The organism is Tessaracoccus sp. MC1865 (genome assembly GCF_017815535.1).
Taxonomy (GTDB): Bacteria; Actinomycetota; Actinomycetes; order Propionibacteriales; family Propionibacteriaceae; genus Arachnia.
Genome location: NZ_CP072596.1, coordinates 1,298,571 through 1,314,529, shown reverse-complemented (window position 1 = coordinate 1,314,529; position 15,959 = coordinate 1,298,571). Strand labels below are relative to the sequence as shown.

The following is a 15,959-nucleotide window of genomic DNA, read 5'->3' as shown; positions in this document are numbered from 1 at the left end:
TCAGCCCTTCTTCGTTCCGGAGACAACACGCCCGTCGATCGACGAGGCGGTCACGGCAATACCGACGGCGAGGTCACCGTCGAGCCAGCTCTTGTTCGTCACGGCCGGGTCCGCCGCCCCGGCGGTGCCCTGCACCAGGACGGACCAACCGATGGCCGAATCCGGGTCGATCTCGTCCACCTGGAACGAGACCTTCCTGCCGTCGGCGAGCTTCGCGAGGCTGGAATCGGTGTCGGTGTGGAAGATGATGGTGCGATCCACGACCTGGTAGTTCACGGGGACCACGATGATTCCGTCGTCGCCCTGCCAAGCGATGCGACCGATCACGGTCTCACTCAGCAACGCCCAACATTCGTCGCCATCGAGCCGGGAGAAGTAGGTCACCTGTTGCGGATCGGTCATATCTCAAACTGTATCGCTTGTCAGCCGTTGAACGTGGTGCGGCCGCCCAGCTTGGTGGCCAGCGCGTCGTCGATGCCGTCGGCGATCTGGCTGAGGTGGAGTAACGCCTGGTGCAGGTGGGCCGCGACGAAGGGTTTCGCGGCCACGGAGATCTGCACGAAGACGCGGTCCCGGTGCAGCGCGAAACGTCCGTAGCGGGCCTCGACGTTGAGGTCGTTGAGCACCTCACACGCCCGCGAACGGCCGCCGACCTCGTGCACGAGCGCCGAGAACAGCACGAGCTCAGCCGCGTCCGGGGTGGAGCGGAGGAAGACCATCGTGGACCCGACGCGGATGGCGACGTCGCCCTGGTCGTTGCGCAGCGGGGGATGGCCGTAGGCCTTGGCCAACTCGTGGTCCACGAGGTGGTCCAGGTCCGTCCGGTTGGCCGGCATGACCGCCATCTGGTCCTTGCTGAGCGGTTTGGGCGTGAGGGGAACCCAGTCGGTCTGCCCCTTCAGGATCTCGGCCAACTGGTCCGGCTCCAGGAAGATGGGGTGCAGCACGCCGAACACCTCCGCCAGGGTCTCGGTGGCGAGTTGCGCCAGGGCCGCCGAGTTCTCCTGGTCCACGACGGTGTGGAACGTGTTCCACTCGTCGTTGGGCTGGTCCCATGCCAGGCGGTGCAGGCCTTCGGCCTGCGCCCCGGTGGGCGCCCCGCCGTCGGGCCCCTTGACGTAGGCGGCGATCATCCCCGGCGCGGTCACGGAGAACCGGATGCCGGGGGGCTCGTCGGCCTCACCGTCACCGGGCTTCCTGGCCGAAGCCACGGAGATCGTCAGATCCGCAGTGGAATCCATCACCGACAACACCTCGTCGAGGCGTGTGGTGAACTCCTCCCAGGCGCCCTGTTGGGTCGCGTCGAAGTCGAAGTCGAAGTCCTCGTACCCGGCCATGGGCCACCTCCTTGACCTTCAACCTAGCGCACCCGTCTGTTGGCCTGGCCAGGTCACATGCCCACGAGGTCGAGCAGTTCTCCCAGTTCCTCCCTGGTCAGTTCGCGGATCTCGCCGACCGGCAGGTTGCCGAGCCGGACGGGACCGATCGCGGTCCTGGCCAGGCGGTCGACGGGGTGCCCGACCGTGTCGAACATCCTGCGCACGATGCGGTTGCGGCCCTCGTGCAGCGAGACCTCGATCAGCGTCCGGTTAGCAGCGCGGGAGACGAGCTTCACCTTGTCCGGCTTGACGGGGCCGTCCTCAAGCGTGACGCCCTTCTCCAGGCGCTTGATGGTGCGGTTGTCCATCACGCCCGCGGCCTGCACGGTGTAGGTCTTGGTGACTTTGTAGCTGGGGTGCGCCATGCGGTGGGCGAACTCGCCGTCGTTGGTGAGCAGGATCAGGCCTTCGGTCTCGGTGTCGAGGCGGCCGACGTGGAAGATCCGCTCCCGCAGCCTGGGCAGGTAGTCGAGCAGCGTCTTGCGCCCCTCCGGGTCCTCCATCGTGGAGACCACGCCCCGAGGCTTGTTCATCACGAGGTACAGGTTGTGGCGCGGCGGCGGGATGCGCGAGCCGTCCACCCGGATGTGGTCCGTCTCGGGATTGACGCGCTTGCCCTGCTCAGTGACGATCTTGCCGTTGACCTCCACCCGTCCCTCCTCGATGAGGAGTTCACTGGCACGCCGCGATGCGAGGCCGGCCGAGGCCAGCACCTTCTGCAAGCGGATGCCCTCGGTCTTTTCGTTGTCAGGCTGGTCGTTCATCTTCGCGTTCCTCCTCGGGCCGGGCCTCAGGCGCCATCGCGGCGGCGAGTTGTCCCAGCTCAGCTTCCAAGGCTACGGCGTCAGGCAGCATGGGCGCCAAGTCCGGCAATTCCTTCAATGAATTCAGCCCGAGTTTCTGCAGGAACAGCGGCGTGGTCGCGAACGTCATGGCTCCGGTGACCGGGTCCTCCCCCGCCTCCGTGATCAGCCCGCGCACGAGCAACGTCTTGACCACGCCGTCGACGCCCACGCCGCGCACTCCCGAGATCCGGCCGCGGGTCACCGGCTGCAGATAGGCGATGACTGACAGGGTTTCGAGGGCCGCCTGGGTCAGGCGGGAGCGCTGGTCCGAAACCAGCCAGGCCTCCAGGACGTCGGCCAGCGCCGGGTCCGTGGCGAAGCGCCAGCCGCCGGCGATACGTCGCAGCCGGATGCCGCGTCCGTTCTCCTCATAAAAGGCGGCGATCTCGTCCAGCAGGCGGTCGGCCTCATCGACGGTCAGGTCGAGCGCTGCGGCCAACTCCTGCGTGGTGGTCGGCTCAGTGGCCATCAGCAGGATGGCCTCGAGGGCGCCGTGGGTGCTCATGCATCCTCCAGTTCGGGTTGTGGTCCGTAATCGTCGGTGACCTCGATGGCGGCCTCATCACCGGCGGTCCACCGCACCGTCAGCTCGGCGAGCGGTTCGAGTTGTTCGAGTGCCACCTGTTGTGCCCGGAACAGCTCCAGGATGGCCAGGAAACGCACCACAACGGTGAGCCGGTCTGCCCCGGAGATGAGCGACCTGAATGTGGCTGCGCCCTCGCGGCGCAATCTGTCGGCGATGAGCGTGACCTGCTCCGGGACGCTGACAGTGTTGCCGTGCAGGTGGCCCAGCTCGACGACCGGGGCGGGCTTCGGCACCATCGCGGCCGCCGCGAGCCGGGCGACATCGTCGGGGGTCAGCGTCAGTTCCACCTCCGGGAGGAGGCCGCGGAACTGCTCCTCGATCCCGCCGGGCCTCCAGTGCGTGGACTCGGCGCCGTTCATCGACTCCGCCACCCACTCGGCGAGCTTCTTGAACGCGCGGTACTGCAGGAGGCGGGCGAACAGGAGGTCGCGGGCCTCCAGCGCCGCGATGTCCTCGGGATCGCTCACCTCACCTCCGGGCAGGAGGCGGGCGGCCTTGAGGTCGAGCAGGGTGGCGGCCACCACGAGGAAGGAGCTGGTCCTGTCGAGGTCCCAGACCTCCCCGCCCAACTTCACGTAGGCGATGAACTCATCCGTCACGGCGCTGAGCGCCACCTCGGTGATGTCCAGTTCGCGCCGGGAGATGAGGTCGAGCAGGAGGTCGAAGGGGCCCTCGAAGTTGCTCAGCCGCAACTCGAAGCCCGGCAGCTCGTCGCGCTGCTCCGACTGTGCCCGTCCCCTGCTCACTGCTGTCTGAGTTCGGCCACGAGGTCGCTGTCGCCGCCGCGCGCCACGAGGTCTGCGAGGGCGTGGGCGACGGCCACGCGCACGATGCGCCCCCGGTCGACGCGGATGCCGTGCGTGCGCCGCAGGTCGAGGTTGGCGTCCTCGAGGGCGAGCAGTTCGTCCTCGCTGAAGTAGACGGTGATCTTGTGGTCGTGGCGGACCCGGCCGGTGGGCGCGGGTGCGGCCGCGTCAGCGGCGAGCTCTGCCACCGGCTGCACGGCGGGCGCAGCCTGGGCCTCCGCAGGCGGTGCCTCCGGCGTCGCCTCGCGCGGCTGCCGCGTCGGCCGGAACAGCTCCGAGGCCCCGGGGAGTTCGGCGCGCTTGGGCTTGCTCACACCTCACTCCTCAACAACACCTCTCGCGCGAGCTGCCGGTAGGCGTCAGCGCCGGGGGAAGCCGAGGCGTAGGTGGTGATGGGCTCGCCGGCCACCGTCGTCTCCGGGAACTTGATGGTGCGACGGATGACAGTGTGGAACACGTCGTCGCCGAAGGCCTGGACCACGCGCTCCAGCACCTCGCGGCTGTGCAGCGTGCGGGCGTCATACATGGTGCCGAGAATGCCCATGACCTCGAGTTCCGGGTTCAGCCGGTCCTGCACTTTGGCGATCGTGTCGGTCAGCAGCGCCACGCCGCGCAACGCGAAGAACTCGCACTCCAGCGGCACGACGACATAGTCGCTGGCGGTGAGCGCGTTGATCGTGAGCAGGCCCAGGCTCGGCGCGCAGTCGATGAGGATGTAGTCGTAGCTGGAGCGAATCTTGGTCAGGACGCGCTGGAGGGTCTGCTCCCGGGCCACTTCGCTGACGAGCTGCACTTCGGCCGCGGAGAGGTCGATGTTGCTGGGCAGGATGTCGAGGCCGGCCACGGTGGTCTCCATGATGACCTCGCGCGGTTCGTATTCGCGGCTCAGCAGCAGGTTGTAGATGGAGCGGTCCAGTGTGTGGGGATTCACGCCGAGGCCCACCGAGAGGGACCCCTGAGGGTCGAAGTCGACAAGGAGGATCTTGCGGCCTGTTTCCGCCAACGCGGCACCCAGGTTGATGGCGGTGGTGGTCTTCCCGACGCCGCCCTTCTGGTTGGTCATCGCCATGATGATGGCGTTCTTCGGGGCGCCGGGGGCGGGTCTCTCAGGCTCAGGGAACGTTGGGAGGGGTCGGCCCGTGGGACCGATCACACCGGTATCGATGAGGGTCGATTCCCCCGGTGCATCCGGTACCTGGAACTCGGGCTTTTCAAACAGGCCGCTATCCGCCACCGCATTGCCTCCTACTTCTCTGCAAGTGGGGACCAGCCTAGTGGACGCACCCTGGTCTATTTCTTCCGAGCGGCCCCGAACAGGGCGGTGGCCTGACCAAGTATGAGTTGGTCAGGCCACCTGGGTGTGGCGGGTGGTGGCGGCCCACCTGCCTGGAAGGGCATCCGGGTTTTCTCACCCACCTCGCCGGGTGGGGTGCTACTGGATCAAACCTGCAGCAATCGAAAGTAGGACTTTCCCTTCCTGCCCTTCCCCGAAAGGAAGTGCGTAGGGATATGTCTACACCGCTCTTCACCCCATGTCAGCAGAATGAGGGAAATTCACTGGAAGTTTGCCGTTTCGTCGGCGTGTCTTGGGTCGATAGTCACTTCGGACCGATACAAGTGATGCGAGCCCGGACCACGTATGAGGTGGTCCGGGCATATCTGTCCCCCGGATACCGGGCACTAGAGTCGAAGGCGTGCAAGGACCCTACGAATACGATCTGATGCCGCTCGACACCCCGGACGACAGCCCCGCCTGGGCCGAGTATCTCGACGTGTTCCGCTTCAGTTTCCTGGAGCAGCGCGCCTCCGACGAAGGGCTGGCCACCTACCGGAAGCACCGCCGCGAAGACAGGGCGTGGTTGGGCAGGGTGACGACGGAGGGGCCAGGCCTCACGGGCCGGGAGGCGGTCGCGGCCTTCGCGGCGGCACCCACCACGATCAACTGCGGACGCGGCCTCATCGACGGCCTGGTGATCAACACCGTCGCGGTCCGGCCCAGCCACCGCCGCCGCGGTCTGCTGAAGCACATGATGCGTCAGCAACTCGACGCGGCGCGTGGGCACGGCATGCCGCTTGCCACCCTGACGGCGTCAGAAGCGACCATCTACGGCCGTTTCGGTTTCGGCATCAGCACCCACACCCACCCCATCGAGGTCGACACCAGACGCTTCTCGCTCCGGGCCGACGTGCCGGCCGCGCCAGGCACCGTCGAGTTCGTCCCGCCGTCGTTCCTGCGCGACCACTGGGCGCGCCTGGTCACCGCACACCAGGCGCGTTTCCGGGGCGCCGTCGGGCACCTGCACGGCCACTTCCTGGTGGACACCGGCCTCTGGGATTCCGGGGAGAACGGGCCCGCCCGCTCGCTGCGGTGCGCGGTGCACTTCTCCGCCACCGGCGAGGTGGACGGATTCGCGTTGTTCACGCCCAAAGGCTGGGACGAGACCCCCATCACCACGGCCGTTCGCAAGGTGTGCGCTGCGGACCAGGCAGTCAACCGGGCGCTGTGGCGCACGTTGGCGGAGATGGACCTGGTCGAGCGGCTGACCTATCCCCTGTCCCCTCCGGGCGATCCGCTGGCGGCGTCCCTCGTCGACCCATGGGCGGTCACCGCCAAGGAGGGCGACGACCCCGTGTGGTTGCGCATCCTCGACCTCCCATCGGCCACCGCACAGCGCGGCTTCGACGGTGAGGGCGACGTGGTCGTCGAGATCTCCGACGCCATGGGCTACTGCCAGGGCACCTGGCGGGTCAGTGCGCGGGACGGGCACGGCGTCGCGGCACCCTCGGAGCAGGCAGCGGAGGTGCTGCTGCCCATCGACGTGCTCGCGTCTATGTGGCACGGTGACCGCTCCGCGTCGGAGTTGGCCCTGTCCGGGTTGGTGCAGGGTGAGCCCGCCGCCATCAGCCGGCTCTCACGCCTGTTCCAGGTGGACGAGCCGCCGATGAACCTGGCCGCCTTCTAGGAACCCGCAGGTCAGCGGGCCCGCGGGTGGGCGGCTGCGTGCACCTCACGCAGGTGCTCGATGGTCACCAGGGTGTAGATCTGGGTGGTGGCGACCGACGAGTGACCCAGCAGTTCCTGCACCACCCTGAGGTCTGCTCCCCCGTCGAGCAGGTGCGTCGCGAAGGAGTGGCGCAGCGAGTGCGGCGACACGTCCACGTTGAGGCCGGCGGCCTCCGCAGCGCGCTGGATCACGGCCCACGCGGACTGGCGGCTGAGCCGCATGCCACGCTGGTTGAGCAGCAGCGCCGGCGTGTGCTTCTTCGCGGCCTGCGCCAGCGCCGGCCGCGCGCGCACCAGGTAGGCCGACAACGCCTTGGCCGCGTAGCTGCCCAGGGGGACGACCCGCTCCTTTCCGCCCTTGCCGAGCAGGCGGATGCCGACGTCCGGTTCGGACAGTGCGGCGGTCACGTCGTCCACGTCCAGCCCGCAGACCTCCGAGACCCGGGCTCCGGTGCCGTAGAGCAACTCCAACAGGGCGGCGTCCCGAAGGCCGACGACCTCCGTGCCGTCCGGTGCGTCCAGGATCCGTGAGACCTCCGCGACGGTGAGCGCCTTCGGCAGCCGCTGCTCGAGCTTCGGCGGCGACACCTCAGCCGCCGGGTTCTGCGGCGCCAGGCCCTCCTCGGCGCAGAACTGGTGGAACGTGCGCACGCTGACGACGTGTCTGGCCACCGAGGACCGGGCCTGGGAGGTGCTCAACTCGCGGACGAACTCGGTCACCTCCACGGGTGTCACCTCCGCCACCGACAGGATGCCCCGCTCGGACAGGAAGGTGACGTAGCGGGCCAGGTCGCGGCGGTAGGCCGCCACCGTGTTGGTGGCCAGCCCCCGCTCGACGCGGACGTGGTTGAGGTAGTCGTCGCGCGCCCGCTCCAGCGCGCTCACTCCTGGCGGGCGAGCCACGCGGCTTCCGCCGGCCGCAGGTCCTCGAGACGGCCGGACAGCCGGGCGGTCTCGAATGCGAGCACCCCGGCCACCAGCGACGGCGACTGGCAGCGCCCGGCCAGGATCTCGTCGACCAGGTGCTGCCTGGGCACCCAGGACCAGGTCATGTGCGCCTCCTCGCCCTCGAGCACGAAACCCTCCGGACGCGCGGCGGGGCGCACGTCCCTGGCCAGATAGATCCTGAGCGACTCCTCCGACGAGCCGGGGGTGGTCAGAATGTCGACCAGCACGTCCCAACGGTCTGCTGCCAGCTCGACCTCCTCGGCGAGCTCACGCTGGGCGCTGAGGACCCACTGCTCGCCGTCGACGTCGAGCAGCCCGGCGGGGATCTCCACCAGTTCCAGACCGACCGGGTGGCGGTACTGGCGCAGCACGGCGATCTCGTCGGTGCTCTCCTCCCATGCCACGACGGCCACCGCGCCCGGATGCGTGATGAACTGGCGGGTGATCTCCTCGCCGGACGGAGTGGCGACCGTCTCCTCCACGAAGGACGTCACCCTGCCGGACCCCAGCACCTCCCGGCTCCGCACCGGCCACTTCATCGGCTCGTCGACACGCATGCGCTACCCCTTCCGTGCCGCGAGCGCGGCTCCGATCAGCCCAGCGAACAGCGGATGCGGCTTCGTCGGGCGCGACTTCAGCTCGGGGTGCGCCTGCGTGCCCACGTAGAAGGGATGCACGTCCTCCGGCAATTCGACGAACTCGACAAGCTGCGAATCCGGCGAGGTGCCCGAGACCACCAGGCCCGCCTCTTCGAGACGTGCCCGGTAGGCGTTGTTCACTTCGTAGCGATGGCGGTGGCGCTCCTCGACCCTGGCCTCACCATAGACCCTGCGCACGACAGTTCCGTCGCGCAGGAGCGCCGGGTAGGAACCGAGCCGCATGGTGCCGCCCAGGTCGCCGTCTCCGGCCACGATGTGGCTCTGCTCGGCCATCGTCGCCACGACCGGCTCTTCGGTGTCCGCATCGAACTCGGTCGACGACGCTCCTCCCAGCCCGGCCAGATTGCGGGCCGCCTCGACCACCATGCACTGCATCCCCAGGCAGAGGCCGAGCGTCGGAACGCGGTGTTCACGGGCGTAGGTCAGTGCCCCGAGTTTGCCTTCCACGCCCCTGATGCCGAAGCCCCCCGGCACGCAGATCGCGTCGGCCCCCTCCAGGGCCCGGGCCGCCCCCTCGCGGGTCGCGCAGTCGTCGGAGGCGACCCACCGCAGGTCGACAGCGGCGCGGTGCGCGAAGCCGCCGGCGCGCAGCGCCTCGGACACGGAGAGGTAGGCGTCGGGGAGGTCGATGTACTTGCCGACCAACGCCACCGTCACCCGCTCAGCGGGCTGCTCGACGCGGCTCAGGAGCTCATCCCAGGCCTTCCAGTTCACGTCGCGGAAGGACAGTTGGAGGCGGCGCACCACGTAGGCGTCGAGCCCCTCGGAGTGCAGCACCCGGGGGATCGCGTAGATGCTCGACGCGTCGGCGCAGCTGATCACGGCCTCTTCGTCCACGTCGCACATGAGCGCGATCTTGCGCTTCATCGCGGGGGGCACCTCCAGCGAGGAGCGGCACACGATCGCGTCGGGTTGGATACCGACCTGGCGCAGCGCGGCCACCGAGTGCTGCGTGGGCTTGGTCTTCAGCTCGGCTGCCGGTTTCAGGTACGGCACGAGTGAGACGTGGAGGAAGAAGACCCGGTCACGGCCCACCTCGTGGCGAACCTGGCGGGCGGCCTCCAGGAACGGCAGGGACTCGATGTCGCCGACGGTGCCCCCGATCTCGTGGATGACCACGTCGACGTCCGGCCCGGCCATCGAGAGCATCCGGTCGCGGATCTCGTCGGTGATGTGTGGCACCACTTGAACGGTCTGGCCGAGGTATTCGCCGCGGCGTTCGCGCGCTATCACGGTGGAATAGACCTGGCCCGTGGTGACGTTGGCGCTGCTGGTGAGGTTCACATCCAGGAAGCGCTCGTAGTGGCCGATGTCGAGATCGGTCTCCGCACCGTCGTCGGTGATGAAGACCTCGCCGTGCTGGAACGGGTTCATGGTGCCCGGGTCCACATTGAGGTAGGGATCCAGCTTCTGCATGGTGACGCGGAGGCCGCGCCCTACCAGCAGCGTGCCGAGGCTGGCGGCGGTGAGGCCCTTGCCCAGCGAGGAGACGACGCCCCCGGTGACGAAGATATGACGGGTGGTGTTCGGTTCATGCACGGAACTCCATGTTAAGTGGCCCACGTTTCCACCGCGTTACATCTGGGTCACGGCTGCGCCGGCGTCGTTTCCACCGCCTCGATCCTCGCCCAGCGCCGCGCTCGGGCATCGCCCCAGGCGGCCCCGAGGACCACCCAGACGTAGAGCGCCACGGCGATCCACCAGCCCGCATGCAGCGGCTCGTGCTCCTCGCCGAGGAACATGACCTGCAGGTCCCAGGCGGCACCGCCGAGGAGCTCGCCGACGACCACCACCAGCGGGTAGGCGAACGCTCCTGCCAACGCGGCACGCACCAGCCCGAAGGCGGCGAGGATGAGGGGCGGCGCGACGAACAACAGGATCCGGTCGTCCATCCAGGTGGGGACATACCTCTGCGTGCCCCACTCCAGATGCCCCAGGTGCCAGATCCAGAACAGCAGCACCACGCCCACGGCCACCAGGATCCGGTCCAGGTACCGTTGCACTCCCGCGAGGAGCCGTGCGGCCATTGATGTTCCCCCTACCGGGCAGCTTGTGCGAGCAGCTCCTGCGCGTGCTCGATCCCCTTCGTCGATGAGGAGGCGCCGCCCATCATACGGGCGAGTTCCGCGGCGCGCTGGTCCTGGGTGAGTAGACGCACACCCGAAGTGGTCACTTGGCCGTCGGACTCCTTGGCCACCACGAAGTGGGCGTCTGCGAACGCGGCCACCTGAGCCAGGTGGGTCACGACGATCACCTGGCTGTGGCCGGCCAGTCGTTGCAGCCGCCGCCCGATCTCCAGGCCGACGGCGCCGCCCACGCCCGCGTCCACCTCGTCGAACACATAGGTGTGCTGCGCGCCGGCGTCTGCCAGCACGACCTCGAGCGCGAGCCTGACGCGCGAGAGTTCGCCGCCGGATGCCACCTTGCCCAGCGGCGCGGGTTCGGAGCCCGGGTTGGCGGTGAAGAGCAGTTCGATGCGGTCCGCCCCGTGCGGCCCGATGGGCGCGTCGGTGACGGCGAAGCGGAGTTCGGCATGCGGCATGGCCAGCGCTTCCAGCTCGCCCTTGACGCGTTCCGCGAGGTCGTCGGCTGCCTGGTGGCGGGCCGCCGAGATGGCCGCCGCGTCCGCCGCGAGCGCGGCATCGAGTTCGGCGACGCGGACGCGCAGCGTGTCGATGCGCTCGTCGCTGCCGAGCAGCTGGCCCAGCCTGGCCGCAGACGTCTGAGCCCAATTGAGCACGTCGTCGACGGTGGTGCCGTACTTGCGGGTGAGGCCAGCCAGCGCGCCGCGCCGCTGCCCCACTGCTTCGAGGCGGAGCGGGTCCGCCACCAGGTCCTCCACGTAGCCGGCCACGTCCGCGGCGAGGTCTCCGGCCAGCATCGTGAGCTCAACTGCACGGCTCGCCAGCAAGGCGGCGGCCTCGTCGCGTTCAGCCAGGGCCGCGAGCGCCTTGCGTGCCTCCCCGGCGAGGCCGACGGCGCCGGGAGCATCGAAGTCGGTCTCCGAGCCGCTCAACGCCTCGTGCGCGGTGGCCGCGAGGCTGCGCAGGTCGTCCAGGTCCATGAGCTTGGCCTGCTCTGCGGCCAGCGCGTCATCCTCACCCGGTTGCGGATCCACGGCGCCGATCTCCTCCAGACCGAAGCGCAGCATGTCGGCCTCGCGGGCGCGGGCCATGGACTGCTCCTCGAGTTCCTGCAGTTCGGCGGCCGCGGCTTTCCGCTCCGCAAAATTGGCCCGGTAGCGGGCCAGCTCCCCGGGCTTGGCGTGCGCGTCGAGCAGCTCGCGCTGGCGGTCCGGGCTGGACAGCCGGATCTGGCCTGACTGCCCGTGGATCGTGGCGATCTCACCGATGAGGTCCGCCAACGCGGAGATGGGGACGCCCGCGCCTCCGAGCACCGCGCGGGAGCGGCCCTGAGCCGTCACCTGCCGCAGCGTGACCAGCTCGCCGTCCTCGGCGTCGCCGCCGAGGTCACGGACGCGCGCGGCCAGGTCTTCGGCCACTTCCCAGCGGCCCTCCACGACGGCCCGGTCCGCGCCGCGCCGTACGATCCCCGCGTCGCCGCGGCTACCCAGGAGGTGGCCGAGGCCCGAGACGATCATGGTCTTGCCGGCACCCGTCTCGCCGGTCAGGGCGGTGAGGCCCGGCCCAAGTTCGAGTTCGGCCTCGTCGACCACTCCGAAGGCTGTCATCCGCAACGCGGTGAGCATCTACTTCTCCGTCTGCTTGCGCCACCCGTGGACGGGGAGCACGAACTTCTTCACGAGTCTGGTGGTGAACGGCTGCTCGCCGAAGCGGGCCAGGCGCAGTGCGACGCCGAGCTGGGTGACTTCGACGGTCTCACCGTCGGCGACCTCGTGGCTCCTGCGCCCGTCGCACCACAGGATGCCGCGCGCGGGGAGGTCCGGGGTGATGTTGAGCCGCACCTTCGACGAAGGGCTCAGAACCATGGGGCGGTTGAACAGCGCGTGGGCCGCGATGGGCACCACGAGCATGGCCTTCACGTCGGGCCAGACGACGGGCCCACCTGCGGAGAAGGCGTAGGCGGTGGAGCCGGTGGGGGTGGACACGAGCACTCCGTCGCAGCCCCAGCGCGAGAGCGGGCGGTCGTCGATGCTCACCAGGACGTTGAGCATGCGCTCGCGGGCCATCTTCTCCAGCGACACCTCGTTGACCGCCGAGGAAGTCCACGTGAGGTTGCCATCACGGTCAGTGACCCGCACCTCCAGGGCGAGGCGCTCCTCCACCTGATAGCGGCGCTCCTCGACGACGGTGGCCAGCTCGTGCAGATCCGACGGCTCAAGTTCGGCGAGGAAGCCCACATGACCGAGGTTCACCCCGAGCAGGGGCACGCCCAGCGGCAGCGCCCACTCCGCAGCGCGCAGGATGGTGCCGTCGCCACCGAACACCACGGCCAGTTCCGCCATGCGGTTGTCCAGGGCCTGGAACTCGACGGCTGAGCTCACCCGGGCGGCGATCCGCTCGACATCGTCGTCGAAGACGAGGAAGTCGAAGCCCATCCTGTGGAGGTCCGCCATGAACGCGATCGCGTTGTCGAGGGCCTCCTCCCGGTCAGGGTGGACGAGGACGGCCACGGTTCGCTTGTTCACGCGCCCAGCCTACCGAGTCAGCCGGACGAAGTACTCCACGTTGCCCGATGCGCCGGGCAGTTCGCTGATGCCGCGCCACCGCTCGATCCAACCGAAGACTGCGGCGTCGGAGACCACCGTGTCGACCGCCTCGGTGCGCAGTCTCTCGTCCCGGACGACACCACCGGAGCCGAGCCGTTCGCGGCCCACCTCGAACTGGGGCTTGACGAGAAGGAGCGCCTCGCCGTTTGCCGGCAGCACGCCGAGGAGGGGCTGGAGCAGGAGGCGCAGGGAGATGAAGGAGATGTCGCCGACGATCCGGTCGACGGGTTGCCCGTCGAGATGCTCGAGTGTGAGGTCACGCAGGTTGAGACCTTCGTGGACGCGCACGCGGGGGTCCGAGCGGAGCTCGGCGACCAACTGGTCGTGGCCCACGTCGACGGCGTAGACCAGGTCTGCGCCGCGCTCTAGGCAGACCTGGGTGAAGCCGCCGGTGGACGCTCCCGCATCGAGCACCCTGCCCCGGACTGTGAAGCCTGACGCGTCAAGGGCCCCCAACAGCTTGTGGGCGGCGCGGGAGACCCAACGCTCCGCGTCCGCAACGAGTTCGTCCTCGTAGCCGACGCGCAGCGACGCCTTCGCCGCCGCGGCTCCGTTGACGCTCACACGTCCTTCGGCGATGAGCGCGGCCGCATGCGTGCGGGACCGCGCCAGTCCACGCTCGACGAGGGCGACGTCAAGTCTCACCGTGCGACGCCGGGGATCCCCAACTGCGTGAGGTTGGGGTCGTTGTTGAGCACCGCCTGGAGCACCGACTGCGCCTCGGTCAGCTTCGCCGTCTGCTCTTCGAACGGCAGGTCGTCCAGCGACTCGAGGCCGGCCATGACCTCGCCCACCAACTCGACCCGCCGAACCTCGGCGGGTGCTGCGCTCCGCGGCGTAGCCCCCTCGCTCACCTCAGGAGGTCCAGCGAGTTGAGCACGTTCGAGATGTCCACGTCGAAGCGCCACCGCGCCTGGAGGCCAGCCCAGAGGGCATCGAGCTGCTCGTCGCGGGTGACTGGCCGGGTGGACAGGTAGCCCACCCCGTCGGTGAAGTCGACCTCCTGGTAGCCACAGATGTAGCGCTGCCCCTGGAATGCGGCCTCCCGCTTGGGCTCGAGCAGCGCGGTGGCGTCGAAACCGATGTGGGTGGGGCGGAACGCCGGCGGGGCGACATCGAGGTCGGCCTTGCCATGGGCGCCGGTGAAGACGAACAGCGAATCCATGCCGACGTTGTTGGCCCCCAGGATGTCCGTGTCGGTGCGGTCACCCACGAAGATGGGGTGCGCCGCGCTGAGGCGGAGCACGGTTTCATCGAGCAGCGGACGGTACGGCTTGCCGGCGATCTTCGGGTCGATCGCCACGCAGTTACGCACCACGCCGATCTGGGAGCCCAGCCCGGGCACGATCCCGCGCTCGGAGGGCCTGGTCAGATCGGGGTTGGTGGCGTACCAGACGGCGCCGCCCTGGATCGCCAGGGCTGCGTCCTCCAGACGGGTCCACTCCAGCGTCGGGTGGTAACCCTGCACGACGGCCATCGGCTCGTCATCGAGGGAGTCGACGACGGTGAACCCGGCGCCCGCGAGCTGCTTGGTCAAGGCGTCCGTGCCCACGGCGAGGATCTTCGCGCCGGCCGGGAGATCAGCCACCAGCATGCGCAGGGTCGCCTGCGTGGAGTTCACGACGTCGCCCTCGCTGGCGCGGATCCCCAGTTCCTCGAGGTGCTCCGCGACAGCCGCGGGGGTACGCGCGGCGTTGTTGGTGACGAAGCCCACGTGGGTGCCGCGGGAACGCAGTTCCTCCAGCGCCTCAGGAATGCCCTCGACCGCATAGGGGCCGAGGTAGATCACTCCGTCGAGGTCGAACAGGGCTGCGTCATAGTCAGCGGCAAGGGCCTTGGTCATCGCTCGGTCTCCTCCGTCGTCGGCTCCCCCAGCGTATCGGTCACCGGCTCGTCAACTCCCCCAGGTAGGCCGTCGGTGTCGACGGTCACGTCCCCGGGGGTCGCATCCTCCGTCGTCACATCGGTGGAGTCGACAGACTCGGGATCGTCGCCCACAGCAGGTGCCTCCACCGCAGCGAAGTCCTGTTCTTCCAGGTCGTCGTCGTCCTCGGGCTGGGACTCCGACTCAAAATGGCCCCCCGCTTCGACGACTTCGAGCTCTTCGTCGTCTTCCGGGCCGTCTTCCCCATCGTCGTCGAGGTCGTCTTCCTCATCGTCGTCGGCGTCGTCATCGTCGAGGTCGTCATCGTCGAGGTCGTCATCCTCGAGGTCGTCTTCCCCATCGTCGTCGAGGTCGTCTTCCCCATCGTCGTCGTCGTCATCGTCGAGGTCATCATCGTCGAGGTCGTCATCCTCATCCTCCTCGAGGTCATCCTCGTCGTCGAACTCGTCGGCGTCGCGCCCGTCCCTGTCGAGATCCTCCTCGGACTCGTCCTCTTCGGACTCGTCCTCGTCGTCCTCTTCCTCAGTGAAATCGGGCAGCGTGATGCCGTCGATCTCCGCGAGCCGCTCGGCGATGTCCAGGTCGCCGGAACGGTCGAGTTCAGAGGCGGAAGTGAACCACTCGCGCGCAGCAGCGCTGTCACCGCTCTCCTCGAGGAGGTTGGCCAGCGCGTACTGCAGGCGCGCTTGGGCCTGGGGCGGGCCGACCTTGCGGGAGATCGCCGCCCTCAGGAGACGGAGGGCTTCGTCGCGCTGACCGAGGTCATCGCGGATCCCGGCCTCCACCAGGAGGCACTCGATGTGCAGGTTCACGTCCGGGTGCTTCGGGTTGAGTTCGTTGAGCACGTCGAGCGCTTCGTGGTGCCGCCCGAGCGCCCGCTCGCAGTCGGCGATCAGCGGGATCAGTTCATCGCCCCCGGACATCCGGCGGATGGCGCGGAACTCGCGCAGTGCGACGGCGAATTCGCCGGCGGCATACGCGGTCTCAGCGGCCGCTTCACGGACGATCGGAAGCCGGCCGGCACGACGCCTGGCTGCCTCCGCGTGACGGAAGGCAAGTGCAGGGTCGGTGTCGATGTACTGGCCAGCGGCCCAGATATGCGCGGCGACGGTCGCAGCAAGGTCCTTGGGGAGGCCTCTGAGCTCGGCCTTCACACC

Annotated in this window: 18 protein-coding genes; 1 reads left to right on the top strand and 17 read right to left on the bottom strand. The window is 68.8% G+C overall.

Going from position 1 to position 15,959, the window contains the following annotated elements; all coding sequences use genetic code 11:
• From J7D54_RS06005 to J7D54_RS05975, 7 genes are read right to left on the bottom strand one after another with little or no spacing between them, the layout of a single operon-like run.
• Positions 1-402: a pyridoxamine 5'-phosphate oxidase family protein gene (locus J7D54_RS06005; RefSeq protein WP_182764905.1), complete on the bottom strand. Its 402-nt coding sequence runs from the start codon at positions 400-402 to the stop codon at positions 1-3.
• Positions 403-422: 20 nt separating this feature from the next.
• Positions 423-1,337 (bottom strand): hypothetical protein, encoded by a 915-nt coding sequence (locus J7D54_RS06000; protein ID WP_182764906.1) that lies wholly within the window; start codon positions 1,335-1,337, stop codon positions 423-425.
• Between the two features lie 53 nt (positions 1,338-1,390).
• On the bottom strand, positions 1,391-2,143 hold the full coding sequence (locus J7D54_RS05995) for a pseudouridine synthase (RefSeq protein ID WP_182764907.1): 753 nt from the start codon (positions 2,141-2,143) through the stop codon (positions 1,391-1,393).
• Positions 2,127-2,729 carry an SMC-Scp complex subunit ScpB gene (gene scpB, locus J7D54_RS05990; protein ID WP_182764908.1) on the bottom strand — a complete coding sequence of 201 codons (603 nt, stop codon included), beginning with the start codon at positions 2,727-2,729 and terminating at the stop codon, positions 2,127-2,129. Before scpB ends, J7D54_RS05995 begins: the two co-directional genes overlap by 17 nt.
• Positions 2,726-3,556, bottom strand: coding sequence for a ScpA family protein (locus J7D54_RS05985; RefSeq protein WP_182764909.1), 831 nt, complete (start codon positions 3,554-3,556; stop codon positions 2,726-2,728). The genes scpB and J7D54_RS05985 overlap by 4 nt, the downstream gene beginning before the upstream one ends.
• Entirely contained in the window at positions 3,553-3,930 is a 378-nt protein-coding gene (locus tag J7D54_RS05980; protein ID WP_182764910.1) for a hypothetical protein, read from the bottom strand. The genes J7D54_RS05985 and J7D54_RS05980 overlap by 4 nt, the downstream gene beginning before the upstream one ends.
• Entirely contained in the window at positions 3,927-4,835 is a 909-nt protein-coding gene (locus J7D54_RS05975; RefSeq protein ID WP_182764926.1) for a ParA family protein, read from the bottom strand. Before J7D54_RS05975 ends, J7D54_RS05980 begins: the two co-directional genes overlap by 4 nt.
• 475 nt (positions 4,836-5,310) lie before the next feature.
• Here J7D54_RS05975 and J7D54_RS05970 point away from each other — a divergent pair, with 475 nt between their 5' ends.
• Positions 5,311-6,579 (top strand): GNAT family N-acetyltransferase, encoded by a 1,269-nt coding sequence (locus J7D54_RS05970; protein ID WP_182764911.1) that lies wholly within the window; start codon positions 5,311-5,313, stop codon positions 6,577-6,579.
• Positions 6,580-6,590: 11 nt separating this feature from the next.
• Here J7D54_RS05970 and xerD read toward each other — a convergent pair whose 3' ends face one another.
• Genes xerD through J7D54_RS05920 form a run of 10 tightly spaced genes read right to left on the bottom strand, consistent with a single transcriptional unit; the run spans position 6,591 to position 15,956 of the window.
• Positions 6,591-7,505: a site-specific tyrosine recombinase XerD gene (gene xerD, locus J7D54_RS05965; protein WP_182764927.1), complete on the bottom strand. Its 915-nt coding sequence runs from the start codon at positions 7,503-7,505 to the stop codon at positions 6,591-6,593.
• Positions 7,502-8,125 (bottom strand): NUDIX domain-containing protein, encoded by a 624-nt coding sequence (locus J7D54_RS05960; RefSeq protein ID WP_182764912.1) that lies wholly within the window; start codon positions 8,123-8,125, stop codon positions 7,502-7,504. The genes xerD and J7D54_RS05960 overlap by 4 nt, the downstream gene beginning before the upstream one ends.
• Positions 8,126-8,128: 3 nt before the next feature.
• On the bottom strand, positions 8,129-9,766 hold the full coding sequence (locus tag J7D54_RS05955; RefSeq protein ID WP_182764913.1) for a CTP synthase: 1,638 nt from the start codon (positions 9,764-9,766) through the stop codon (positions 8,129-8,131).
• A gap of 47 nt (positions 9,767-9,813) precedes the next feature.
• Positions 9,814-10,254: a hypothetical protein gene (locus tag J7D54_RS05950; RefSeq protein WP_182764914.1), complete on the bottom strand. Its 441-nt coding sequence runs from the start codon at positions 10,252-10,254 to the stop codon at positions 9,814-9,816.
• Positions 10,255-10,265: 11 nt separating this feature from the next.
• Positions 10,266-11,936 (bottom strand): DNA repair protein RecN, encoded by a 1,671-nt coding sequence (recN, locus tag J7D54_RS05945; protein WP_182764915.1) that lies wholly within the window; start codon positions 11,934-11,936, stop codon positions 10,266-10,268.
• Positions 11,937-12,836 (bottom strand): NAD kinase, encoded by a 900-nt coding sequence (locus J7D54_RS05940; RefSeq protein ID WP_182764916.1) that lies wholly within the window; start codon positions 12,834-12,836, stop codon positions 11,937-11,939.
• A 9-nt stretch (positions 12,837-12,845) separates the two neighbouring features.
• Positions 12,846-13,562 (bottom strand): TlyA family RNA methyltransferase, encoded by a 717-nt coding sequence (locus J7D54_RS05935; protein ID WP_182764917.1) that lies wholly within the window; start codon positions 13,560-13,562, stop codon positions 12,846-12,848.
• Positions 13,559-13,771, bottom strand: coding sequence for a hypothetical protein (locus J7D54_RS05930; RefSeq protein ID WP_182764918.1), 213 nt, complete (start codon positions 13,769-13,771; stop codon positions 13,559-13,561). Before J7D54_RS05930 ends, J7D54_RS05935 begins: the two co-directional genes overlap by 4 nt.
• A complete protein-coding gene (locus J7D54_RS05925; RefSeq protein ID WP_182764919.1) occupies positions 13,768-14,760 on the bottom strand; it encodes an HAD-IIA family hydrolase in 993 nt (330 codons plus the stop codon). The genes J7D54_RS05930 and J7D54_RS05925 overlap by 4 nt, the downstream gene beginning before the upstream one ends.
• A complete protein-coding gene (locus tag J7D54_RS05920; protein ID WP_182764920.1) occupies positions 14,757-15,956 on the bottom strand; it encodes a tetratricopeptide repeat protein in 1,200 nt (399 codons plus the stop codon). The genes J7D54_RS05925 and J7D54_RS05920 overlap by 4 nt, the downstream gene beginning before the upstream one ends.
• Positions 15,957-15,959 lie beyond the last annotated feature (3 nt).